Below are 24,282 nucleotides of genomic sequence, written 5' to 3' on the forward strand. Positions count from 1 at the left end.
GGCTTTTTGAATAGACTTGAATTATACGCGGATTATGTCGAAAAGGCAAAAGCCAGACATTTCCGTGCACTGAATCCGGCGCCGGCGGGCGTTCAACCCGCCATGCGCCGGATTCAGCGCTTATCGGTTGCCGCCGCGGTTGCCACCACGGTTGCCGCCGCCACCGCCACTACCGCCGCGCGGGGAACGGTTGCCGCCCGGCTTCGACGCCTTCGGCATCACATTGCCGTTGGCTTCGCCGCCGCCGCGACGCGGCTTGCCCTGACCCTGCCCACCCAGGCCGCCCTGGCCACCCTGACCGCGCATGCCACCCATACCGCCCATGCCGGCGCCACCACGTCCCTGGCGTGCGCCAGTGCCGCGCCCGCCGCCCAGGCTGGCCGCGTGCGAGGTCAGCAAGGTGGGCCCGTGGGTGATATAGCCCATCGAGGTCTTCATCGGATCCGGCTGGCTGCTGCGGCCGCCGCTACCGCCCCGGGCGCCGCCCTGGTCGAAGCGCGGCAGGCCGTCCATGCCCGTGGGCATCGGCATGCCGGCAATCGCGGCTTCGGTGCGCTGCTTGCGCCCGCCTACCTTGGTGGCGCCCTTGGGAACCTGCTCGCCCTTGCCGGGCACCTTCAGGCCGACACCGGCCATCAGCGCCTTGACGTCATTGGGCTCGACTTCCTGCCAGCGGCCGCGCTTGAGGCCACGCGGCAGCAGGAACTGGCCGTAGCGGGTGCGGATCAGGCGCGACACGGTCAGCCCGACCGCCTCGAACATGCGGCGCACTTCACGGTTGCGGCCTTCGGTCAGGGCCACGTGGTACCACTGGTTGACGCCTTCACCGCCGCCGTCGGCAATGCGCAGGAAGTTGGCCTCGCCGTCATCGAGCTTGATGCCATGCAGCAGGCGCTGGCGGTCGGCCTCGGCCAGCTCGCCCAGCGTGCGCACCGCGTACTCGCGCTCCACGCCATAGCGCGGATGCATGAAACGGTTGGCAATGTCACCCGAGGTGGTGAAGATCAGCAGGCCTTCAGTATTGAAGTCCAGGCGGCCCACCGCGACCCATTTGCCGGTCTTGATGCGCGGCAGGCTGTCGAACACAGTCGGACGGCCTTCCGGATCGGACTGGCTGACGATCTCGCCGGCGGGCTTGTGGTACAGCAGCACGCGCGGCGGCTTGGTCGACACCTTGCGGTGGATCAGCTTGCCGTTCACGCGGACCTGGTCCGCCGGCAGGATGCGCTGGCCGATATGGGCCGGCAGGCCGTTGACCGAAACGCGGCCCTGCAGGATCAGTTCTTCCATCTCGCGGCGCGAGCCCAGCCCGCCCTCGGCCAGCACCTTGTGCAGCTTGGGCGCGTCGTCGTCGGCCGACAGCTCGCGCACCGGCTTGGCCTTGGTGCGCGGAATGACGGTGTCTTCGTTGTCGTACTGCTCAGAGATCACGAAGCGGAACAGGTCTTCGCTGCTCGCCGCGGTCTTGTCCCCGCCGCCCTGGCCCTTGCGGGGCGCCTGCGGCTTGCCGCCATCCTTGCGGCGGCCCTGCTGCCGCGCACCGGTACCCTGCGCCTCGCCCGGCGCTGCCGCCTTGCCTGAGCGCTGGACCGGCTTGCGCTTGCGGCCGGGCTGCTCAGGCTTGTCGGTGCCTTCGGCCCTGGCCGCACGGTCGACCTTTTCTGCCTTGCTGGTGCCCTGGCCGCCCTGGCTACCCTGGCCACCCTCGCCCTGCCCCGTCTTGCGCTTGCCGCGGCCACGCTGGCCACCGCGCGCACCGCCCGCCGCCTGTGCGGCGCCCGCTTCACCGGCATCGGCCTGGCCGCCGGCGCCTTCGGCGCCCTCGCCGCGGTCCTGTGCCTGGCGGCGCGATGCGACCAGGTTCCTCAGCCCGCGGCGCAGCCCCTTGCGGCGGGGCGCGGCTTCGCTGCCCGATCCGGGTTCTGCGGCGCCGGTGTCGGCGGGTGCGCCCGCATTGCGGGTGTCTTGCTCAACGGAATCAGACAAGATATTCACTATCGGATGTTGCATGTTGTTCAGTTCGGCACGCGCTCGTCGTGCTCGCTCGGGTGCGGCGGGGTGCCGTTGTCCGGCAAATCGCCCCGCGCCCCGTCCGGATTGGGTGCGGCTGGTTCGGTGGAAGCGGCCTCGGCGGCATCGTCGGCTGCAGCTTGCAGCGGTTGCGCGTCAAAGCCATTGGCGCCCTGGTCGACCGGGCCGGTCGTCTCGGCTTCGTTTGCGACGGATGCTTCAGCCACATCCGCCGCGTGCGCGGCGGGGTTGGCAAAAGCCTCTTCGTCGGCGCTGGCCGCCTTGTTTGCAGCCAGGTCTTCAAAATTGATGGCCTGCTGTTCCAGCAGGGTTGCCTGCGCCTGCGCCTGGGCATCTTCCAGCGGCGGCAGCTCATCCAGCGTACGCAGGCCAAGATCGTCCAGGAACGCCTTGGTGGTCGCATACAGCGCCGGCCTGCCCGGCACGTCGCGGTGTCCGATCACCTCGATCCAGCTGCGGTCCTCAAGCTTCTTGATGACTTCCGTGCTGACCGTCACGCCGCGGATTTCCTCGATATCGCCGCGGGTCACCGGCTGCCGGTAGGCAATGATCGCCAGTGTTTCCATCACCGCGCGCGAATATTTTGGCGGCTTTTCTGGATTCAGCCGATCCAGGTATTCACGCATTTCCGGCCGGCTCTGGAAGCGCCAGCCGCTGGCCAGGGCCACCAGTTCCACGCCGCGCGGCCGCCAGTCCTGGCGCAGTTCATCAAGCAGCACGCGGATGGTGTCTGCGCCGACGTCGTCGTCAAACAGCCGCCGCAGATCATTGACGCGCAACGGTTCCTGCGCGCAGATCAGCGCCGTCTCGAGGACGATCTTCGCCTCTTGGGTATTCATGTTGATGGTGTGCAGCCTGTCTTTGCACCTGCTCCCGGACGGATCCGGGGCACCGGAGATTTTGGATACAGCGGTGCGAAAGCCACCGCCATCTCATTGCGCAGCTAGCCGGATACCTGCTGCATCCAAGCCGTGCACTTCCCTATCTTTGCATCGAGTTGCCGGGCGTTCCGGCAGGAGATCGTTCGCATGCGGTTATGGGCCAGCCAGCGAACCTCTTGCGTAGCGCGTCCGCACATACCGGACGTCGCTGTCAGCGAACTGAAGGCCTCGGACGCAAGAAAAACGGGTATCGGGAGCAAGGCCGGCATCGCCAACACCGCAGTGCCAGCCGGACTTTTGAACCAGATCTTTTGAACCGGATGGACTGTGGGGACGGGACGGGCATCGAAAACCTTCCGCTTCCCCTGCCCTGAACTCACCTTCTGGTATGAAGGCCGCCTGGCGCTGCTCGCCCGCTGCTTACCGCGGCTCACAAGACACCGCGCGATACCGCAATGTTGGCGATTGTATGGCATTCCCGCCCCCGCCTGCAACCATCATCCGTTGCCGGCGCAGCGCCGGCGCCTCAGAACACCAGGCAGAATCCATGCTCGGCCAGCGAATGTGGCAACAGCACCGCTCGCGCAATGCCAAGGCCGCCGAACGCCATTACCGCCAGGCCGGCCCCCAGTCGCACGCCGGGACGTCGCGACAGCGTACGCAAATAGCCTGACAGGCCGGAGAGCACCAGCAGGTTAGGCAGTGTGCCGAGCCCGAACACGCCCATCACGAGTGCGCCGGACGCCGCATTGCCCGCCAGCAGCGCGAGCGTGAGCGCCCCATAGACCATGCCGCACGGCACCAGCCCCCACGCCAGGCCCACGCCGTATCGCCGCGCCAGGCAGCCGCGTGCGCGCACAAAGGACGGCATGCCGCGTGCCACGCCACCCAGCCGGCGCGCCACCGCTGCGCTGGCACGCGACGCCAGCCGCTCCAGCCAGTCGACGGTAAACGTGTTGCCGCGCAGCAACCGCCAGCCCGACCCCAGCAGCATGACGCTGCCCGCGCCGAACAGCCAGCGCTGCACCGGCAGATAGTCCTGTTTCCACGCCGAAGCACCGACCGCGCCTAGCGCGGCCCCAAGCAGCATATAGGTCGAGATCCGGCCCAGGTGCATTATCAGCAACTCGCCGAGCCAGGCGGCACGGCTGGGCACCAGACTGATCGTCGCCGCCGCGCCGTGACGCTGCTCCACGGCCAGCGCCACGCCGCCGCACATGGCGGCGCAGTGGACCCCGCCCAGCAAAGCCAGCAGAAAAACGCTGATCAGTACGCCAAGTGTCAATTCTCACTCCCTACCACATCACATCGCACGGTAAAATGCCGTTATCGCGCCCTCGCTGCCATTTCTAGCAGGTTCCAATTGCTCACCTCCATTCCCATTACCGAGATGTCACCACGCTGCTCCACCTGTGCGATGGGGCAGCTGTGCCTTCCGGTCGGCATGTCGCAGCAAGACCTCGCCAAGATGGACACGCTGGTTCAGGAACGCATCCGTGTGCACAAGGGTGAAACCCTGTATCGCATGGGCGATCCGCTCACCGCGGTCTATGCCGTGCGCTTTGGCACGCTCAAGACCCACGTCACCACTGAAGACGGCCGCTCGCAGATTACCGGCTTCCACCTGCCCGGCGAAATTGTCGGTCTCGACGGGCTGGGCGAGATGCAGCATGCCTCCGATGCCGCCGCGCTGGAGGACACCGAAGTCTGCGTGGTCCGCATGAGCGAGTTGCAGTCCCTGTCGGCAGACCTGCCGTCGCTGCAGCAGCAGTTCCTGCGCCTGATGGGCAAGGAAATCACGCATGACCAACTGATGCTGGTCACGCTGGGCTCGATGCGCGCCGAGGAACGGCTTGCCGCCTTCCTGATCAACCTCTCTGAGCGCCTGTCGGCACGCGGCTATTCGGCGTCCGAGTTCGTGATGCGCATGAGCCGCGAAGAGATCGGCAGCTACCTGGGCCTGAAGCTCGAAACCGTCAGCCGCCTGTTCTCCCGCTTTGCCGAAGCCGGCCTGATCCAGATTCGCCAGCGCCACGTCAAGCTCGTGGACATCGACGGCATCAAGCAGCTCTACAGCCGCTCCTGCTAAGCGGCCAAGGCGCTGCCAGGTACCGCATGCGGACATGGCAGCGCAGACCTCACACCGATCCGCTTATTCCAGTTCGTCGGTATCGCTGAGCCGCGTCGGCATGGTGTAGAGCGTCAGTCCGCTGGACAACGCGCAGAACACCCAGGCCATCAGGAAACCAACGGTGTAGACCGATTCGCGGGACGCTTCGATCGGCTGGCCGAAGAAGTTCAGGTCACCGGGATCCACCACCGAAAACACCGTCGCGGTCGCGAACCCGGCCATCAGGAACGCCGGCCAGAGTACCCACATCAGCCAGCGCAACCTCATGGCTGCCTCACAGCGGCAGCCTTGGGCGGCGCGGCGTCGGCCTTCTCGACCACCAGGCCATGGCGCGTTGCACCCTGCACCGGCATGTCCGGATGCGTGGATGCCAGCCAGATCGTCACGCCACACGCCACCATCGCCACCAGCGGGCCGCTCATCAACAGCCACGGCCACGGCTCCTTCCACCACGGATTGCCTTGCTGACTCATCTTGCCCCCTTCATCTTGACGACCTAGCTTCACAAATCGCGCGGCACGATGAAACTGGTGGATTGCCGGATTTCGGCATGCCCCCGCTCCGTGCCTTCGCTCGTCACCGTCACGTTGATCTTGTGCGTGCCCTGCGCCGCGGCCTCGATCGGCACGCGGATCCGGATCGGCAGCAACCGGTTGGACGTCGGCGCCAGCGATTCGGCCTGCTTGTCGTATTCCACGGTCAGGTTCTTCAGTTCGTCGCTGTCGGCGCGCACGCTGATCTGCATCGGCGCTTCGGTGGTGTTGATCAGCTGCAGGCGATAGACATTCTCGATCCAGCGGCCTTCCACTTCACGGCCGAGCGCACCACGGTCGCGGATGATGTCGACCTTCAGCGGCGTGCGCAGCGCGATCGAAGCCATGAACCCGGCCAGCAACGCCACCCAGATCACGGAATAAATGACCACGCGCGGGCGCAGCAGGCGCTTGCGTGATGCCGCCGCGGACAAGCCCTTGCGCATCGCGTTTTCCGAGGTGTACCGGATCAGGCCGCGCGGATATTCCATCTTGTCCATGACCTGGTCGCAGGCGTCGATGCAGGCGCCGCAGCCGATGCACTCGTACTGCAGGCCGTCGCGGATATCGATGCCCGTCGGGCACACCTGCACGCAGATGCTGCAGTTGACGCAGTCGCCAAGCCCCGCCTTGTGGTGGTCGGTCTTGCGCGACCGGCTTCCGCGCGGCTCGCCGCGGCCGACGTCGTAGGTCACGACATAGGTATCGCGATCCACCATCACGCTCTGGAAACGCGCATACGGGCACATGTACTTGCACACCTGCTCGCGCATGAAGCCCGCATTGCCCCAGGTGGCGAACGCGTAGAACAGCATCCAGAACGACTGCCACGGCCCCAGCGACAGGCTGAGCACCTCGCCGCCCAGTTCGCGGATCGGTGCGAAATAGCCGATGAAGGTAAAGCCGGTCCAGAGCGCAATCAGCACCCACAGGAAGTGCTTGGTCGCCTTGAGACGGAACTTGCGCAGGCTCCACGGATCGCCATCGAGCCGGATGCGGGCGATGCGGTCGCCTTCGACCCGCCGCTCGATCCACATGAAGATCTCGGTGTAGACCGTCTGCGGACAGGCATAGCCGCAGAACAGCCGCCCCGCGATCGCCGTGAACAGGAACAGCGCCAGCGCCGAGATGACCAGCAGCACCGCCAGGTAGATGACGTCCTGCGGCCACAGCACCAGCCCGAAGATGTAGAACTTGCGCTCGCCAAGGTCAAACAGCACGGCCTGGCGGCCATTCCATTGGAGCCAGGGCGTGCCGTAGTAGATCAGCTGGGTCAGGATCACCAGCCAGACCCGCCAGCTGGAGAATGCGCCCGTCACCGAGCGCGGGTAGATCTTGCGGCGGACCTCGTAGAGCGTTTCGTCAGAGGTCTCGCCCGGCGCAGCGGCCGACCGTTGCAGGTCGGCCGCCCGGGCCATTTCTTCGGTCCCGGGTGCGTTCATGGGCATGCTCTCCCGCGAGCTGCCAGCGCCCGCTCACATGAGTCGTCGGTCATTGCCCGGCTCCGCCCCCAGTATTGGACAGACCCCAGACATAGGCCGTCAGCATCCGGATGCGTTCAGGCGTCAGGATCTCCTCATGCGCAGGCATGTGGTTGTTATGGCCCTTCAGGATTGCGTCGACGATACTGCCTTCCGAGCTGCCATACAGCCAGACGTTGTCCGCCAGGTTGGGCGCGCCGAGCGCCTGGTTGCCCTTGCCGCCGGCGCCGTGGCATGCCACGCAGGTCGTCTTGAAGGCGCCCTCGCCACGCGACGCACGGATCGGGTCCGACGACAGGCCCGACAGCGAGCGCACGTATTGCGCCACGTCGCCCGCCTGCTTGGCGTCGATGGCCGCGGCAAACGGCGGCATCACGCCATTGCGGCCCTTGGTGATGGTCTGCTGGATGATGTCGGGTTCGCCACCATAGAGCCAGTCGCTGTCTGTCAGGTTCGGAAAGCCGCGGCTGCCGCGCGCGTCCGAGCCGTGGCATTGTGCGCAGTAGTTCAGGAACAGGCGCTGGCCGATCTCGCGCGCCTGCGGATCCGCCGCCACCTGCTTGACGTCCATCTTCAGGTACTTGGAGTAGATCTCGTTCTGCATTTTCTCCTGCGCCGCGCGGTGCGCGGCAAGTTCGCCCTGCGTGGAGAACTTCAGCACGCCGGCATACGAACCCAGTCCCGGATACAGCACCAGGTAGGCCAGGCTGAAGATGCAGGCCAGCAGGAACATCCACATCCACCAGCGCGGCAACGGGTTGTTCAGCTCGCGCAGGTCACCGTCCCAGACATGGCCGGTGTCTTCAGTGCCGCCGGCGGTCTTGGCGACCTTGCGTTGCGAGAACAGCAGCCACACGCACCAGACGATGCCGATGAGCGCGATAGCGGCAATGTAATAACTCCAGAATTCGGAAATGAAATCGCTCATGGCTAGGTGTTCCGGCTCGATGTTGTCGTGGTTTCGTCAGGCAGCGCGAACGGCAGCATGGCGGATTCCCGGTTAGCGGCCTGCCGGCCGGCGGACCAGGCCCACCAGCAGATCCCCAGGAAGACGACCATCGACACGACGGTCGCAATGGCAGTGATCATGGCCATGGCTTACTCCTTGGGTGCCGCAGCCGCGGCGGAATCCACGCGGACGTTGCGGCGGTTGGTGCCCAGGCCTTGCAGGTAGGCAACCAGCGCATCTTCTTCGGTCTTGCCCTTGAGCTCGTCCGGTGCCTTGGCGATCTCGGCATCCGTGTACGGCACGCCCAGGCGCACCAGCGCGCGCATGCGGGCCTGGATGTCGTTGGTGGGCAGCTCGGCCTTTTCCAGCCACGGGTACGATGGCATCACGGATTCCGGCACCACGTCGCGCGGATTGCGCAGGTGGATGCGCTGCCAGTCATCCGAGTAGCGCCCGCCCACGCGCGCCAGGTCGGGACCGGTGCGCTTGGAGCCCCACAGGAACGGGTGGTCGTAGACCGACTCGCCCGCCGTGGAGAAGTGGCCGTAGCGCTCGGTCTCGGCCTGCAGCGTGCGGACCTGCTGCGAGTGGCAGCCGACGCAGCCTTCACGGATATAGATATCGCGGCCCATCAGCCGCAGCGGCGAATACGGGGTGATGCCCGGATCCGGCTCGGTGGTGGAGTGCTGGAAGAACAGCGGCACGATCTGGACCAGACCCGCAATGCTGACCACGAGGATCGTGCAGATGATCAGCCAGCCGATGTTCTTCTCCAGCGTTTCGTGGGAAAAGAAGCGTTGTTTGTCGGACATCTTTCTATCCTGGATTGATCAGTGGGCAGAGGCAGTGATGCTGGCCGGAATCGGCGCATCCACGGCGGGCTTGCCGACAATGGTCTTGAGCACGTTGTAGGCCATCAGCAGCATGCCGGACAGGAAGCACAGGCCACCCAGCAAGCGAATCAGGTAGAACGGGTACTTGGCCTTGACCGCTTCGACGAAGGCATAGGTCAGCGTGCCGTCAGGCTGCGTGGCGCGCCACATCAGGCCTTCCATCACCCCGGCGATCCACATCGAGGCGATATACAGCACCACGCCAATGGTCGCGATCCAGAAGTGCCACTCGATCAGCCGGACGCTGTACATCTGCTTCTCGCCGAACAGACGCGGAATCAGGTAGTAGAGCGAGCCGATCGAGATCATCGCGACCCAGCCCAGCGCGCCCGAGTGCACGTGACCGATGGTCCAGTCCGTGTAGTGCGAGAGCGCGTTGACGGTCTTGATCGACATCATCGAGCCTTCGAACGTGGCCATGCCGTAGAACGACAGCGCCACCACCAGGAACTTCAGGATGGGGTCGGTGCGCAGCTTGTGCCAGGCCCCCGACAGGGTCATGATGCCGTTGATCATGCCGCCCCACGACGGCGCCAGCAGGATCAGCGAGAACACCATGCCCAGCGACTGTGCCCAGTCCGGCAGCGCGGTGTACTGCAGGTGGTGCGGGCCGGCCCACATGTAGGTGAAATTCAGCGCCCAGAAGTGGACGATGGACAGGCGGTAGGAGTAGATCGGGCGCTCGGCCTGCTTGGGAATGAAGTAGTACATCATCCCCAGGAAGCTGGTGGTCAGGAAGAAGCCCACGGCGTTATGGCCGTACCACCACTGGATCATCGCGTCCTGCACGCCGGCATAGGCCGAGTAGGACTTCCACAGCGACACCGGCATCTCGATGTTGTTGACGATGTGCAGCAGCGCGATGGTCAGGATGTAGGCGCCGAAGAACCAGTTGGCGACGTAGATATGCCGGGTCTTGCGCTTGACGATGGTGCCGAAGAACACGATCGCGTAGGCCACCCAGACCGCGGTGATCAGCAGGTCGATCGGCCATTCCAGTTCCGCGTATTCCTTGGAGCTGGTGATCCCCAGCGGCAGCGTGATGGCGGCGGCGACGATGACCAGTTGCCAGCCCCAGAACGTGAACGCGGCCAGCGGGCCGCAGAACAGGCGGGCCTGGCAGGTGCGCTGGACCACGTAGTACGAGGTCGCGAACAGCGCGCTGCCGCCGAAGGCGAAGATCACCGCATTGGTATGCAACGGCCGCAGCCGGCCAAACGACAGCCAGGGTGTGTTGAAGTTGAGTTCGGGCCAGATCAGCTGTGCTGCCAGCAGCACGCCGACGGCCATGCCGACGATCCCCCAGACTACCGTCATGACAGCGAACTGTCTTACGACGCCGTAATTGAAGGTGTCGACGCGTGAAGACGCGGCAGTGACATCCATTCAGACCCCCAAAGCTTAGAGAAAAGAAAAAACCTACTGACAGTGTGACTTTAGAAAAACCATGCTGCGTGTGCGTTGATCTTTATCAAGTCGCTCAGGGCATGCATGGAACCTGCGTGCTGGGCCCCGGTCGGAGGGCGCGCCGCGCGGCGGGTTCATGGCTTGTCGTTGTCCAGCAGGATCGATTCGGCGGGCCGGTCCAGGTCGTCGTACTGCCCGGCATGGAGGGCCCACCACAGCGCGCCCGCGATGACCACGACAAGCACCAGGCTCATCGGCACCAGCAGGTAAAGCGTTTCCATCTGTCAGACTCCCTTGTGGCGCGGCTTGCCGGCGCGCAGCAGGCGCCAGGCATTGGCCACTACCAGCAACGACGACAGCGACATGCCGATGCCGGCCATCCAGGCCGTGACCAGCCCCGTCGCTGCGAGCGGGATGGCCACGACGTTGTAGAAGAAGGCCCAGCCCAGGTTCTGGCGCACCACCCGGCGCGTCCGGCGCGACACCGCCAGTGCGGTGGCGATCTCGGCCACGCCGCCGTGCGTCAGCACCGCGTCCGCACCGGCCTGGGCCAGCGGCGCGCCGCTGCCGATGGCGATCGACACCTGGGCCTGCGCCAGCACCGGCGCATCGTTGATGCCATCGCCCACGGCCAGCACCACCGCCCCGCCCTGCTGCAGCCGCGCGACGTAGTCGCGCTTGCCTTCCGGGGTGACCGCGCCGGCTACGCAGGCTATGCCGAAGTGCGACGCCCACCAGTGGACCGCTTCGGCGTGATCGCCCGATACCAGGTGGCAGCGCACGCCAAGTTCACGCAGCCGCACGAGCAACTGCGGCGTCTGCGTCCGCTCCACATCGGCCAGGACGAAGCGCGCCAGCGGACCCGCTGGCGCGCCCAGCCACACCACGGTGGCGCCAGGATGGTCCGCGTCGCTGCGCCAGGTGTCCGGTGCCTGGCCGCTGTCGGGCGCCAGCGCCGCGACAAAGTCGGCGCGGCCGAGCCGCAGGCGTTGGCCATCGACGATCGCCTCCAGGCCCTGACCCGGGACGTTGCGCATGTCGGACACCTGGAGCGACATGCCGGAGTTACCCTGCGCCGCGGCCACCAGCGCGCGCGCGATCGGATGTTCGCCACCGCGCTCCATCGCGGTGGCCAGCGCCTGGCATCGGGTCCGATCGGCGTCAGCCAGCGGCTCGACCGCGGCCACGGCAAAGCGCCCTTCGGTCAGCGTGCCGGTCTTGTCGAGCACCACGTCGGTGACGCGCGCCAGCGTCTCCAGCGCGTGGCCGCGTGTCAGCAGCACGCCGCGGCGCGACAGCGCCGCACCGGCCGCGGCCAGCGCGGCCGGCGTGGCCAGCGACAAGGCGCACGGGCAACTGACCACCAGCACCGCAATCGTCACCAGCAAGGCGCGCGACGGATCGATCCAGAGGCCCCATACCAGCCCGGTCAGCGCCGCCAGCCCCAGCAGCGTCGCCACGAACCAGCCCGCGACGCGGTCGGCCAGCGTGGCAAGGCGCGGCTTTTCAGCCAGCGCGCGGTCCAGCACCGCGACGATCTCGGCCAGGCGGGTGCCGGCGCCGACGCGCGTGATCCGCAGTTCGAGCGGGCTTGCCGTATTGAAGCTGCCGGCCAGCACGGTCTCGCCGGCGGCGCGGCGCACCGGGCGGCTCTCGCCGGTCAGCATGGATTCGTCGAGTTCGCTCGCGCCCGCCACCACGGCGCCATCGGCGGGAACGATCTCGCCGGCCTTGACGCGGATCAGATCGCCCGCACGCAGGCGCGCGACCGGCACACGCTCGCCGGCCTCACCCGTCGCGACCAGCCGTTCGCAGGTGGCCGGCAGCTGGCGCGCCAGCATCTCGGCGCCGCTGCGCGAGGCCTGGCGCACGCGCAGTTCCAGGTAGCGGGCCAGCAGCAGGAAGGCGACGAACATCGTCACCGAATCGAAATACACCTCACCCACTCCGCGCACCGTGGCCAGCGCGCTGGCGGCAAAGCCGGCGCCGATGCCGATCGCCACCGGCACGTCCATACCCATGTGGCGCTGGCGCAGGCTGCGCCAGGCACCGGCAAAGATCGGCGAGGCGGCATAGAACACCACCGGCAGCGTCAGGGCGAAGCTGGCCCAGCGCATCAGCTGGAGCTGGCCAGGGTCGATGGTGGCCTCGTGCGTGTAGATCGGCCACGCATACATCATGACCTGCATCATGCCGAGCATGGCCACCGCCATGCGCATCAGCAGCCCGCGGCGCGCGCGGCGGTCCTGCTGGTCGGTGCGCGAGACTTCGAACGGCCAGGCCATGTAGCCGATGCCAGCCAGCGCGGCCAGCAGCCCCGCCACCGTCTGGGCGCCATCGCGCCAGCGCACCACCACGCGCCGCGTGGCGACATTGGCGACCGCGGACTCAACGCCCGGCTGGCGGCTCAGGTGCTGTTCGATCAGCCACGCGCAAGCGGCACAGCGGATGTTCTCTGGCGCCAGCGTGATCTCGGCGCGGCCGCTGTCCAGCGGGCGGACAAACTGGGCGCGCAACTCAGGGGTGTCGTAGGCGGCCCAGATCGGTTCGGCCTCGCGACGGGCGTCGTCGTCGATGGGGCGGGCGAAGCGGGCTTCATCCCCGTACAGGTGCGCAAAGCCGGCCGCATGGAGGGTCTGCGCCAATGCCTGGCAACCGCCGCAGCAGAACACCCGGCGGCTGCCGTCCAGCTCGGCGGCAAGCGGCTCGGTGTCCGTGACGGGCAGGCCGCAATGGAAGCAGGCCAGCCGCGCACCGGCGTCGGCAGCCGGGCCCAAGGCATCACGGAGCGCGGACGGCGGGTATGGTGCCAGTAAGCTGGCTGAAGGACTGGTGACTGGGGGCGACGACATGGGAACCTTTTTCTACCCGATGGAGGGTATATGCGGGCCCCCGAATCGACCTTGATATAGGTCAATGCGGCCCGGCAATCGTCGCGCCGGGCCGGAAAACAACGCTCAGGTGAGCGTGGTATCCATGGTGCGGCGCTCGGATTCCAGGTATTCGCGCGATTGCATCTCGATGATGCGCGATACGGTCCGATGGAACTCATTGGCCATCTGGCCTTCGGTGTAGAGTTCGTCCGCGGGCACTTCCGCCGACATCAGCAGCTTGACCTTGTGGTCGTAGAAGACATCGATCAGCCAGGTGAAGCGGCGTGCCTCGGACGACATGCGCGGCGTCATGCGCGGCACGTCGGACAGGATCACGGTGTGGAACTGGGACGCCAGCTCCAGGTAGTCGTTCTGTGAGCGCGGGCCGCCGCACAGCGTGGCAAAGTCGAACCACACCACGCCGTTGGCCTTGCGCAGCGCACGCAACTCGCGATGCTCGATATGCAGCAGCGGCGACTCGTCGGCCACGCCGGCGATCGAGGTGAAGGCGTCGCGCAGCGCGGAACTGGCCTTGGCGCCGAGCGGCGTGTGGTACGCCTGCACCTGCTCCAGCGCGCGCTTGCGATAGTCGATGCCCGCGTCGACGTTGAGCACGTCGAGCTTCTGCTGCAGCAGCGCGATGGCCGGCAGCACGCGGTCGCGGTGCAGGCCATCCGGATACAGCAGGTCCGGGCGGTAGTTGGAGGTCATCACGAACTGCACGCCGTTCTCGAACATCTGCTGCAGCAGCCGATGCAGGATCATCGCGTCGGCGACGTCGCTGACGTGGAATTCATCGAAGCAGATCAGCCGGAAGCGGCGCGCGATGCGTCTGGCCAGCTCATCCAGCGGATCGGGACGGCCGCGCAGCTCTTCGAGCTGGCGATGGACCTCGCGCATGAACTCATGGAAATGCAGCCGCGTCTTGCGCACCACCGGCACGCAGGTATAGAAGCTGTCCATCAGGAAGGACTTGCCGCGCCCCACCCCACCCCACAGGTAGACGCCCTTGGGCACGTCGGGACGGACCAGCAGCTTCTTCAGCGCATTGTTGCGGCGGCTCTTGTAGGCCACCCATTCGTCGTAGCACTGCTGCAGCCGGGCCACGGCACGCAATTGCGCTTCGTCGGACTGGTAGCCGCGCTCCTTCAGTTCCTTCTCGTAGTACTCGGTGACGTTCATGCTGACGGGTTCCTGCGGCACGGGCCGCAAGTGAAAACGGCGCGCCGCGGATGCGGCGCGCCGGTACTCAGGCAATGCGAAGCATGCGCCTTACATATTAAGCTGACGCTTGTCGACGGCCAGCGCGGCTTCGCGCATGACTTCCGACATCGACGGGTGCGGGTGGCAGACGCGGCCGATATCCTCGCTGGCGGCCTTGAACTCCATCGCCACCACGGCTTCGGCGATCAGGTCCGAGGCGTTGGCGGCAACGATGTGCACGCCCAGGATCTCGTCGGTCTTGGCGTCGGCCAGCATCTTGACGAAGCCGTCGGCGTGGCCCATGCCCAGTGCACGGCCGTTGGCCATGAACGGGAACTGGCCGGCCTTGTACTCGCGGCCTTCGGCCTTGAGCTGGGCTTCGGTCTTGCCTACCCATGCGATTTCCGGGAAGGTGTAGATCACCCACGGAACGCAGTTGTAGTCGATATGCGGCTTCTGGCCGGCGATGCGCTCGGCCACGGCCACGCCTTCGTCCTCGGCCTTGTGCGCCAGCATCGGGCCGCGCACCACGTCGCCGATGGCCCACAGGCCCGGCACCTTAGTGGCGCAGTGGTCGTCCACCTCGATGAAGCCGCGCTGGTCCGCGGCCAGGCCGACGGCGTCCAGGCCCAGGTTGTCGGTATTGGGCACGCGGCCAACCGACACGATCAGGCGATCGACCTCCAGGGTCTGCGCCTTGCCGTCCTTGTCGGTGTACTTGACGGTCACGCCGTTCTTGCCGGTCGTCACTTCGTTGACGTTCACGCCGAGGCTGAACTTCAGGCCCTGCTTGGTCAGCTGCTTCTGCGCTTCCTTGGCCACGCCTTCGTCGGCGGCGCCCAGAAACGCGGGCAGCGCTTCCAGCACGGTCACATCGGAGCCCAGGCGGCGCCACACCGAGCCCAGTTCCAGGCCGATCACGCCGGCACCGATCACGCCCAGCTTCTTCGGCACTGCGGGGAACTTGAGCGCGCCCTCGTTATCGCTGACCAGGTCATTGTCGACCTTGATGCCCGGCAGGTGGCGAGCCTTCGAACCGGTGGCGATGATGACCTGCTTGGCGGTCACGACTTCACCGGCAACGTCGACCTGGAAGCCCTCGGCGCTCTTGCCGACGAACTTGCCGTAGCCCTTGAGCAGCGTCACCTTGTTCTTGCGGAACAGGAACTCGATGCCCTTGGTCATCTTGCCAACGATGTCGTCCTTGCGCTTGAGCATCTTGGCCACGTCGACCTTGACGTCGCCCACGGTGATGCCGTGGTCGCCCAGGTGGTGCTGGACGTTCTCGAACTCCTCCGAGGAAGCCAGCAGCGCCTTGGAGGGGATGCAGCCCACGTTCAGACAGGTGCCGCCCAGGCGGGCTTCGCCCTTGGGATCGTCATACGGATTGCCTTCGCAGCAGGCCACGTTCAGGCCCAGCTGGCCGGCGCGGATGGCGGCGATGTAGCCGCCGGGGCCGGCGCCGATCACCAGCACGTCGAATTGTTTGCTCATGGAAATTCCTTTGTGGGCGCCGGCGACAGCTTGTGCCGGCGCGCCTTCATCACGGGGGAAGCGCGCCCCGCGCACGGCAGGCGTGCGCGGGGGGACCGTTAATTACAGGTCCAGCAGCAGGCGGGCCGGATCTTCCAGCGCGTCCTTCATGGCCACCAGGCCCAGCACGGCTTCACGGCCGTCGATGATGCGGTGGTCATAAGACATCGCCAGGTAGTTCATCGGGCGGATCACGATCTGGCCGTCTTCCACCACCGGGCGGTCCTTGGTGGCGTGCACGCCCAGGATGGCCGATTGCGGCGGGTTGATGATCGGGGTCGACAGCATCGAACCGAACACGCCGCCGTTGGAGATCGAGAAGGTACCGCCGGTCAGTTCTTCCAGCGACAGCTTGCCGTCACGGGCCTTGACGCCGAACTCGGCAATCTTCTTCTCGATGTCGGCCAGGCTCATCTGGTCGGCATTGCGCAGGATGGGCACCACCAGGCCACGCGGCGAACCCACGGCGATGCCGATGTCGAAGTAGCCGTGGTAGACAATGTCGTTGCCGTCGATCGAAGCATTGATCAGCGGGAACTTCTTCAGCGCGTGCACCGCGGCCTTGACGAAGAACGACATGAAGCCCAGCTTGACGCCGTGTTCCTTCTCGAAGCGGTCCTTGTACTTGTTGCGCAGGTCCATCACCGGCTTCATGTTCACTTCATTGAAGGTGGTGAGGATGGCGTTGGTCGATTGCGATTGCAGCAGGCGCTCGGCGATACGGGCGCGCAGACGGCTCATCGGCACGCGCTCTTCCGGGCGGTCGCCCAGCGCGGCAAAGTCAACCGGGGCCGAAACCTGCTGCAGCGCCGGCTTGGCGGCAGCCGGAGCCGGAGCAGCCTTGGCGGCCGGGGCAGCAGCAGCGGCCAGCGCGTCACCCTTGGTGATGCGGCCGTCCTTGCCGGTGCCTGCAACCTGGCCAGCCGACAGGCCGGCTTCTGCCATCAGCTTGGCAGCCGACGGCATCGCCACACCACCTGCGGCGGCCGGAGCGGCGACAGCAGCGGCAGGTGCCGGGGCAGCGGCGGCAGGTGCCGGAGCGGCAGCAGCCGGTGCGGCGGCGCCAGCGGTGGCTTCGGTGTCGATCTTGGCGATGATCTCATCGGCCACGACGGTGTCGCCGTCGTTCTTGACGATAATCGACAGGACACCAGCCGACGGGGCCGGCACTTCCAGCACGACCTTGTCGGTTTCGATCTCGATCAGGATTTCGTCCTGTGCAACAGCCTCGCCCGGCTTCTTCTTCCAGTTGAGCATGGTCGCTTCGGCGACCGATTCGGAGAGCTGCGGAACCTTGACGTCAACGATAGCCATGGTTGTGAATTCCTCGTGTTATGCGTGTTGTCTTTATGCTGGCTATGCCACGGCGGCCGTCTGCGCGCGCCGCCGTAGCTGCCGCTTGATTACTTGGTCAGAACAAAGCCCTTGAGCTTGGCGAAGGCAGCCTCCAGCAGCGCCTTCTGTTGCTCGTTGTGCTTTGCGTAGTAGCCCACTGCCGGCGAAGCCGAAGCGGGACGACCGGCATAACCGAGCTTCTGGCCATCCGTCATGTTTTCCATGATGTAGTGCTGCACGAAGAACCAGGCACCCTGGTTCTGCGGCTCGTCCTGGCACCACACGATTTCGGTGGCGTTCGGATACTTCTTGAGTTCTGCTGCCACAGCCTTGTGCGGGAACGGATACAGCTGTTCCAGGCGGATCACCGCCGTATCATTGGCCTCGCGTTCCTTGCGCGTGTTGACCAGGTCGTAGTAGACCTTGCCCGAGCACATGATGACGCGCTTGACCTTGCTGGCGTTGAGCTCTTCGTGGTCAGGGATGACCGTCTCGAAGTGGCCCTTGGCCAGGTCCGACAGCGGCGACACAGCGTCCTTGTTACGCAGCAGCGACTTCGGCGTCATGATCACCAGCGGCTTGCGGAACAGACGGATCATCTGTCGGCGCAGCAGGTGGAAGATCTGGGCCGGCGTGGTCGGCTGGCAGACCTGCATGTTGTGGTCCGCGCAAAGCTGCAGGAAGCGCTCGATACGGGCCGAGCTGTGTTCCGGGCCCTGGCCTTCGTAGCCGTGCGGCAGCATCAGCGTCAGGCCCGAGGCACGGCCCCACTTTACTTCACCCGACGAGATGAACTGGTCGATCACCACCTGGGCGCCGTTGACGAAGTCGCCGAACTGGGCTTCCCAGATCACCAGCGCGTTCGGTTCGGCGGCCGAGTAGCCGTATTCGAAGCCGAGCACGGCCTCTTCGGACAGCACCGAGTCGATCACCGTGAACGGTGCCTGGTTTTCCGACACGTTCTGCAGCGGCACGTAGCTGCCGGCATCCCAGCGCTCGCGGGCCTGGTCGTGCAGCACGGCGTGGCGGTGGGTGAAGGTGCCGCGGCCAGCGTCCTGGCCGGTGATACGCACCGGGTAGCCCGACGACACCAGCGAGGCGAAGGCCAGGTGCTCACCCATGCCCCAGTCCAGCGGCTGGTCGCCGCGGCCCATGTTGGCGCGGTCCTTGACGACCTTCTCCACCAGCGGGTGCAGCTTCAGGGTCTCAGGCGTGGTGGTGATGCGTTCGGCCAGGCGCTTGAGCTCGGTCACCGGCACGGCGGTGTCGGCGGCGTCGGTCCACTTGCGGTTCAGGAACGGCATCCAGTCCACGGCGAACTTGTTCTTGAAGTTCGACAGGACGGGGTCGGCGGTGTGCTTGCCGGCGTCCATCGCGGCGCGGTATGCCTTGACCTTCTCGTCGCCGAACTCGGCCGGGACCAGGTTCTGCGCGGCCAGCTTGTCAGCGTACAGCTTGCGCGTGCCGGGGTGCTGGGCGATCTTCTTGTACATCAGCGGCTGCGTGACCGCCGGGGTGTCCTGCTCGTTGTGGCCCAGCTTGCGGAAGCAGATGATGTCGACCACGACATCCTTCTTGAACTCCATGCGGAAGTCCACGGCCAGCTGCATGGCGTACACCACGGCTTCGGGATCGTCGCCGTTCACGTGCAGCACCGGGGCCTCGATCATCTTGACCACGTCCGTGCAGTACAGCGTCGAACGCGCGTCGCGCGGGTCGGAGGTAGTGAAGCCGATCTGGTTGTTGATGACGATGTGCATCGAGCCGCCCGTGCCGTAGCCGCGGGTCTGCGCGAGGTTCAGCGTCTCCATCACCACGCCCTGGCCGGCAAAGGCCGCGTCGCCGTGCACCTGCACCGGCAGCACTTCCTTGTGGCCGACTTCGCCGCGGCGTTCCTGGCGGGCCTTGGCCGAGCCTTCGACCACCGGGTTGACGATTTCCAGGTGCGACGGGTTGAACGCCAGCGACAGGTGGACCGGGCCGCCTTCGGTCGAGACATCGCTCGAGAAGCCCTTGTGGTACTTGACGTCACCGGCCGGCAGGTCGTCGACGTGCTTGCCTTCGAATTCGGCGAACAGGTCGGCGGGCATCTTGCCCAGCGTGTTGACCAGCACGTTCAGGCGGCCACGGTGGGCCATGCCGATCACGATTTCCTGCACGCCCTTGCTGCCGGCGTGCTGGATCAGCTCGTCCATGGCGGCGATGAAGCTTTCGCCGCCTTCCAGCGAGAAGCGCTTCTGGCCGACGTACTTGGTGTGCAGGAAGCGCTCCAGGCCTTCAGCCGCGGTCAGGCGGTCCAGGATGTGCTTCTTCTTTTCCAGCGTGAACACGGGCTTGGAACGCGTGGTTTCCAGGCGCTCCTGCCACCAGCGCTTCTGCGCCTGGTCGCTCACGTACATGAATTCGAAACCGATGGTGCCGCAGTAGGTTTCGCGCAGGTTGTTGAGCAGCTCGCGCAGGCTCATCGACTCCTTGCCAAAGTAGGTATTGCTGGCATTGAAGACGATGTCGAGGTCTGCTTCGGAGAAGCCGTAGAACGCCGGGTCCAGGTCCGGCAGGGGCGGACGCTCCTGGCGCTTGAGCGGGTCCAGGTCGGCCCAGTGCGAACCGATGTTGCGGTAGGCGGCGATCAGCTGGGTGGCAGCGACGCGCTTGCGGCCCATGTCGGAATCGGCCGAGGCAACGATGGTCCTGATGGGGCCTTGCTTGGCGCGCTCGGCGAACGAGGCAACGATGGGGGCGTGGGGGATATCCCGGCCGTTCGAGCCGTCGACCGCAGGAACGTTCTGCATGGCGTCGAAATACGCGCGCCAATTGTCGGGAACCGAGGCGGGGTTCTGGAGGTAGGCCTCGTACAGTTCTTCGACATACGGGGCGTTACCGCCGAAGAGGTACGAGTTGCTCTGATACTGCTGCATCATGGGACGCTCACTATTCTCCGGGAATGCCGGAGTTCAGCGGGTTATTCAACCTTCCGCGACACGGCTTGACCGGTTAGCGGATCGCAAACAACTCTTGGGAGCCCAACTGAGGCGCCTACACAAACGGCACCGCTTGGGTGCCGCGTGTGATGGCTTCCTCACAAGGCCCGAAAGGGCAAGTTGTGCGGGGAAGGACCTAAAGTCTTCACGGCGTTAAGAATAGCATGAATTGCCTTTGATCAATGTGGACTTTTCGCGATACGAAACACCTACCCACGACAATTCGGTTCGCAATCAGCGAATTAGCAACACCCGCACAACAATTTGAATCAAGGCGCGATCTGGTCGACGGCGTCTGTGATCAGCCCGTCCAGGCCCCAGGCCAGCAACTGCGCCGCCCGCGCCGGATCGTTCACGGTATAGCAGAGGACCCGGAAACCGGCCGCGTGCGCGGCGGCGATCACGCCGGCATCCAGTTCGCGGTGGTTGGCATCCAGCGCCACGCAGCCCAGCCGGCGCAGCCGCTCCAGCCAGTCCGCGGGCAGCTGGTCGAGCAGCAGCGCGCGCGGCAGGTCCGGCGCGACGCGCGCCGCGGCGGCCAGCGCCTCTTCAGAAAACGATGACAGCAACGGCGGCACCGCGGCAGCCGCCCACAGCGACTGCGCGTCCAGCGCCACCGCCGCACCGGTGCGCGCCTCGGTGCCGGGCACTGGCTTGATCTCGATATTGACCATCAAGCCGTTGGCCTGGGTATAGCGTGCGATGGCCGCCAGCGTCGGCACGGGCTCGCCGGCGAAGGCGGGGCTGTGCCACGTGCCGGCGTCCAGCTGCGCGAGTTCGCCCAGTGTCAGCGCATCCACCCTGCCCTGGCCGCTGGTGGTGCGGTCCAGCGTGGCGTCGTGCATCAGCACCGGCTTGCCGTCGGCCGACAGCTTCACGTCGAACTCGAACATCCGGTAGCCAAAGCCGGCGCCGTGGCGAAACGCTGCCAGCGTGTTCTCCGGCGCCAGCTTGCCGGCGCCGCGGTGCGCGATATGGCTCGGGTACCGCCAGGCAGTGTCGGTTACGCTGGTCATGTCAGGCCTCGATGCGCTTGCCCGTATCGGGCGCAAAGAAATGCAGGTGCTCCGCCGACGACGTCACCGGCAGGCGGTCGCCGGCGCGCACGTGCGCATGGCTGTCCAGGCGCACCACCACCGCCTGTCCGCCAAGCGAGCCATAGGCAAAGGAATCCGCGCCGAGGGCCTCGACCACGCGCACATCGACTTCGGCGATGGCCTCATGCGCGGCGCACGGCTCGATATGCTCCGGGCGCAGCCCCAGCAGTGCCTGCTCCGGCAGGTGCAGCCCCATCGGCAGGTGCCCCAGCGTGGCGTTGGCGGCCTCGCCTTCCTTCGCCACCACGCGCATCTGCGCGCCAGTGTCGCCGCCGGCGTTGCGCGCCACCGGGATCAGGTTCATCGGCGGCGAGCCGATAAAGCCGGCCACGAAGGTGCTGGCCGGACGCGAATAGACTTCCAGCGGCGTGCCGATCTGCTCGACGCGTCCGGCGTTGAGCACCATCATGCGGTCGGCCAGCGTCATCGCCTCGACCTGGTCGTGCGTGACGTACAGGCTGGTGGTGCCCAGGCGCCGGTGCAGCTCCTTCAGTTCCAGCCGCATCTGCACGCGCAGCTTGGCGTCCAGGTTGGACAGCGGCTCGTCGAACAGGAACACCGCCGGCTCGCGCACGATGGCGCGGCCCATGGCCACGCGCTGGCGCTGTCCGCCCGACAGCTGGCGCGGCTTGCGGTCCAGCAGCGGCGCCAGCTCCAGGATGCCGGCGGCATGGTTCACCCGCTGCGCGATCTCGGCCTTGGCCATGCCGCGGATCTTCAGGCCGTAGGCCATGTTGTCGTACACGCTCATATGCGGATAGAGCGCGTAGTTCTGGAACACCATGGCGATGTCCCGCTCGGCCGGCTCCAGGTTATTCACGACCTTGTCGCCGATATGGATTTCGCCGCCGGTGATGGTTTCCAGCCCCGCCACCATGCGCAGCAGCGTGGACTTGCCGCAGCCCGAGGGGCCGACGATGACGATGAATTCGCCGTCGGCGATCTCCATGTCGATGCCGTGCACGACCTGGACGCTGCCGGCGTAGGTTTTCTGAACGTTGCGTAGCGACAGTTTTGCCATTGCTGTTGTCCTGCGCGTGGCTCGTGGCCACCGCGCCTTATTTTTCCGTTTCGACCAGGCCCTTGACGAACCACTTCTGCATCAGCACCACCACCACCGCCGGCGGGATCATCGCCAGCATCACGGTGGCCATCACCAGGTTCCAGTCGGTGGCCGCGTCACCCGAGCGCGAGATCATCTGCGTCACGCCCACCACCACCGGCGTCATCGACTTCTGCGTGGTGATCAGCAGCGGCCACAGGTACTGGTTCCAGCCGTAGATAAACTGGATCACGAAGAGCGCGGCGATGCTGGTGCGCGACAGCGGCAGCACCACGTCCCAGAAGAATCGCAGCGGCCCGGCGCCGTCGATGCGCGCGGCCTCGGCCAGCTCGTCCGGAATGGTCAGGAAGAACTGGCGGAACAGGAAGGTGGCGGTGGCCGACGCGATGATCGGGACGGTCAGGCCAAAGTAACTGTCCAGCATGCCGAGGTCCGACACCACCTTGTAGGTCGGCAGGATGCGCACCTCCACCGGCAGCATCAGCGTGATGAAGATCAGCCAGAAGAAGGTCTTGCGCAGCGGGAACTTGAAATAGACGATGGCAAAGGCCGAGATGATCGAGATCGCGATCTTGCCCAGCGCAATGCCCAGCGCCATGATCAGGCTGTTCTTCATCATGGTCGAGACAGGCGATGCGGCCTCGCCCACGCCCTGGAACAGCACGGTGCGATAGTTCTCGATCAGGTGGCTGCCTGGGATCAGCGTCATCGGCGCGTCCAGCACCTCTTCGGCGGTCAGCGTGGACGCAACGAAGGTCAGGTACACCGGGAACACCACGATCACGATGCCCAGGATCAGCACCGCATGGCTCAGGAAATCAAGGAAGGGGCGACGTTCTACCATGTGCTGTCTCCGTCAGTACTGGACCTTGCGTTCAACATAGCGGAACTGCACCACGGTCAGCGCGATCACGATCACCATCAGCACCACCGACTGCGCGGCCGAGCCCCCGATGTCCATGCCGCGGAAGCCGTCATGGAAGACCTTGTAGACCAGCGTGTTGGTCGAATTGAACGGGCCGCCGTGGGTGACCGCGTCGATGATCGCGAAGGTATCGAAGAACGCGTAGACCACGTTGATCACCATCAGGAAGAAGGTGGTCGGCGACAGCAGCGGGAACATGATCGACCAGAAGCGGCGCCATGGGCCGGCGCCGTCGATGGCGGCGGCCTCGATCAGCGAGCGCGGGATGCTCTGCAGACCCGCCAGGAAGAACAGGAAGTTGTAGCTGATCTGCTTCCAGGCGGCGGCCAGCACCACCAGCAGCAATGCCTGGTCGCCATTGAGCAGGAAGTTCCATTCCACGCCGAGCTTGCGCAGCGCATAGGACACCACGCCCAGCGTCGGGTTGAACATGAACATCCACAGCACGCCGGCCACGGCCGGCGCCACCGCATACGGCCAGATCAGCAACGTCTTGTAGCCGACGGCGCCGCGGATGATGCGGTCGGCAAAATAGGCCAGCAGCAGCGCGGTAGTCAGGCCCACCACGGTCACGCCCACGGCAAAGATGGCGGTGGTCTGGAACGACTCCACGTACAGCGGGTCGTTCCACAGCATGCGGAAGTTGTCGAGGCCGACGAACTCAAGGTTGATGCCGAAGGCATCCTGCTGCAGCATCGACTGGTACAGCGCCTGCCCGGCGGGCAGGAAGAAGAAGATCAGCGTGATCGCGATCTGCGGCAACACCAGCAGATACGGCAGCCACGGCGAACGGAAAACGACGCGTTTTTCCATGAACGGATTCCGGCGAATGCTGCGGGTCGCGGCATCGGACTAGGTACGGAGTTGCGGAGGGCCCCGATCGGTGAGACAGGGCCGTCCACAATGCAATCGGGCGGAGGTTTCGCCACCGCCCGATTGTCACATCAGCTTGCTGGCTATGCCGGC

Annotated in this window: 21 protein-coding genes; 1 reads left to right on the plus strand and 20 read right to left on the minus strand. The window is 65.8% G+C overall.

Annotation, left to right across the window (positions count from 1 at the left end; genetic code table 11):
- Nucleotides 1-120: 120 nt before the first annotated feature.
- The 3 genes from rluB to C265_RS10995 form a co-directional block, all read right to left on the minus strand.
- Nucleotides 121-2,010, minus strand: a complete 1,890-nt coding sequence (gene rluB, locus C265_RS10985) for a 23S rRNA pseudouridine(2605) synthase RluB (RefSeq protein ID WP_037024104.1) — start codon at nt 2,008-2,010, stop codon at nt 121-123.
- A gap of 5 nt (nt 2,011-2,015) precedes the next feature.
- Nucleotides 2,016-2,870, minus strand: coding sequence for an SMC-Scp complex subunit ScpB (scpB, locus tag C265_RS10990; RefSeq protein WP_010809479.1), 855 nt, complete (start codon nt 2,868-2,870; stop codon nt 2,016-2,018).
- A 568-nt stretch (nt 2,871-3,438) separates the two neighbouring features.
- A complete protein-coding gene (locus C265_RS10995; protein WP_010809478.1) occupies nt 3,439-4,197 on the minus strand; it encodes a sulfite exporter TauE/SafE family protein in 759 nt (252 codons plus the stop codon).
- A 78-nt stretch (nt 4,198-4,275) separates the two neighbouring features.
- Here C265_RS10995 and fnr point away from each other — a divergent pair, with 78 nt between their 5' ends.
- Nucleotides 4,276-5,001 carry a fumarate/nitrate reduction transcriptional regulator Fnr gene (fnr, locus tag C265_RS11000; protein ID WP_010809477.1) on the plus strand — a complete coding sequence of 242 codons (726 nt, stop codon included), beginning with the start codon at nt 4,276-4,278 and terminating at the stop codon, nt 4,999-5,001.
- A 63-nt stretch (nt 5,002-5,064) separates the two neighbouring features.
- Here the strand turns inward: fnr and C265_RS11005 are convergent, their stop codons facing one another.
- The 17 genes from C265_RS11005 to ugpA form a co-directional block, all read right to left on the minus strand.
- On the minus strand, nt 5,065-5,310 hold the full coding sequence (locus C265_RS11005) for a hypothetical protein (protein WP_010809476.1): 246 nt from the start codon (nt 5,308-5,310) through the stop codon (nt 5,065-5,067).
- Complete coding sequence (locus tag C265_RS11010; RefSeq protein ID WP_011615606.1) at nt 5,307-5,516, minus strand: membrane protein; 210 nt, start codon at nt 5,514-5,516, stop codon at nt 5,307-5,309. Before C265_RS11010 ends, C265_RS11005 begins: the two co-directional genes overlap by 4 nt.
- Before the next feature lie 29 nt (nt 5,517-5,545).
- Nucleotides 5,546-7,018 carry a cytochrome c oxidase accessory protein CcoG gene (gene ccoG, locus C265_RS11015; RefSeq protein WP_010809474.1) on the minus strand — a complete coding sequence of 491 codons (1,473 nt, stop codon included), beginning with the start codon at nt 7,016-7,018 and terminating at the stop codon, nt 5,546-5,548.
- A 49-nt stretch (nt 7,019-7,067) separates the two neighbouring features.
- Complete coding sequence (gene ccoP / locus C265_RS11020; protein WP_010809473.1) at nt 7,068-7,985, minus strand: cytochrome-c oxidase, cbb3-type subunit III; 918 nt, start codon at nt 7,983-7,985, stop codon at nt 7,068-7,070.
- A 2-nt stretch (nt 7,986-7,987) separates the two neighbouring features.
- On the minus strand, nt 7,988-8,152 hold the full coding sequence (locus tag C265_RS11025; protein ID WP_010809472.1) for a cytochrome oxidase: 165 nt from the start codon (nt 8,150-8,152) through the stop codon (nt 7,988-7,990).
- Nucleotides 8,153-8,155: 3 nt separating this feature from the next.
- A complete protein-coding gene (gene ccoO, locus C265_RS11030) occupies nt 8,156-8,818 on the minus strand; it encodes a cytochrome-c oxidase, cbb3-type subunit II (protein ID WP_010809471.1) in 663 nt (220 codons plus the stop codon).
- Nucleotides 8,819-8,836: 18 nt separating this feature from the next.
- Entirely contained in the window at nt 8,837-10,285 is a 1,449-nt protein-coding gene (ccoN, locus tag C265_RS11035; RefSeq protein WP_010809470.1) for a cytochrome-c oxidase, cbb3-type subunit I, read from the minus strand.
- A 155-nt stretch (nt 10,286-10,440) separates the two neighbouring features.
- The gene (gene ccoS / locus C265_RS11040) at nt 10,441-10,587 is read right to left on the minus strand and encodes a cbb3-type cytochrome oxidase assembly protein CcoS (RefSeq protein ID WP_010809469.1); all 147 of its coding nucleotides are present in this window, start codon (nt 10,585-10,587) and stop codon (nt 10,441-10,443) included.
- Nucleotides 10,588-10,590: 3 nt separating this feature from the next.
- Nucleotides 10,591-13,158 (minus strand): heavy metal translocating P-type ATPase, encoded by a 2,568-nt coding sequence (locus C265_RS11045; RefSeq protein WP_037024106.1) that lies wholly within the window; start codon nt 13,156-13,158, stop codon nt 10,591-10,593.
- A gap of 105 nt (nt 13,159-13,263) precedes the next feature.
- Complete coding sequence (gene zapE, locus C265_RS11050) at nt 13,264-14,361, minus strand: cell division protein ZapE (RefSeq protein ID WP_010809467.1); 1,098 nt, start codon at nt 14,359-14,361, stop codon at nt 13,264-13,266.
- Nucleotides 14,362-14,451: 90 nt separating this feature from the next.
- Nucleotides 14,452-15,876 (minus strand): dihydrolipoyl dehydrogenase, encoded by a 1,425-nt coding sequence (lpdA, locus tag C265_RS11055; RefSeq protein ID WP_010809466.1) that lies wholly within the window; start codon nt 15,874-15,876, stop codon nt 14,452-14,454.
- A 102-nt stretch (nt 15,877-15,978) separates the two neighbouring features.
- Nucleotides 15,979-17,229, minus strand: coding sequence for a 2-oxoglutarate dehydrogenase complex dihydrolipoyllysine-residue succinyltransferase (gene odhB, locus C265_RS11060; RefSeq protein WP_010809465.1), 1,251 nt, complete (start codon nt 17,227-17,229; stop codon nt 15,979-15,981).
- 89 nt (nt 17,230-17,318) lie between these two features.
- Nucleotides 17,319-20,171, minus strand: coding sequence for a 2-oxoglutarate dehydrogenase E1 component (locus tag C265_RS11065; protein WP_010809464.1), 2,853 nt, complete (start codon nt 20,169-20,171; stop codon nt 17,319-17,321).
- Nucleotides 20,172-20,500: 329 nt separating this feature from the next.
- Entirely contained in the window at nt 20,501-21,247 is a 747-nt protein-coding gene (ugpQ, locus tag C265_RS11070; protein WP_010809463.1) for a glycerophosphodiester phosphodiesterase, read from the minus strand.
- A gap of 1 nt (nt 21,248) precedes the next feature.
- Complete coding sequence (locus C265_RS11075; RefSeq protein WP_010809462.1) at nt 21,249-22,349, minus strand: sn-glycerol-3-phosphate import ATP-binding protein UgpC; 1,101 nt, start codon at nt 22,347-22,349, stop codon at nt 21,249-21,251.
- 37 nt (nt 22,350-22,386) lie between these two features.
- The gene (ugpE, locus tag C265_RS11080) at nt 22,387-23,235 is read right to left on the minus strand and encodes a sn-glycerol-3-phosphate ABC transporter permease UgpE (RefSeq protein ID WP_010809461.1); all 849 of its coding nucleotides are present in this window, start codon (nt 23,233-23,235) and stop codon (nt 22,387-22,389) included.
- A gap of 12 nt (nt 23,236-23,247) precedes the next feature.
- Complete coding sequence (gene ugpA, locus C265_RS11085) at nt 23,248-24,129, minus strand: sn-glycerol-3-phosphate ABC transporter permease UgpA (protein WP_010809460.1); 882 nt, start codon at nt 24,127-24,129, stop codon at nt 23,248-23,250.
- Nucleotides 24,130-24,282 lie beyond the last annotated feature (153 nt).

The sequence above is a fragment of the Cupriavidus sp. GA3-3 genome (assembly GCF_000389805.1).
Classification (GTDB): Bacteria; Pseudomonadota; Gammaproteobacteria; order Burkholderiales; family Burkholderiaceae; genus Cupriavidus; species Cupriavidus necator_D.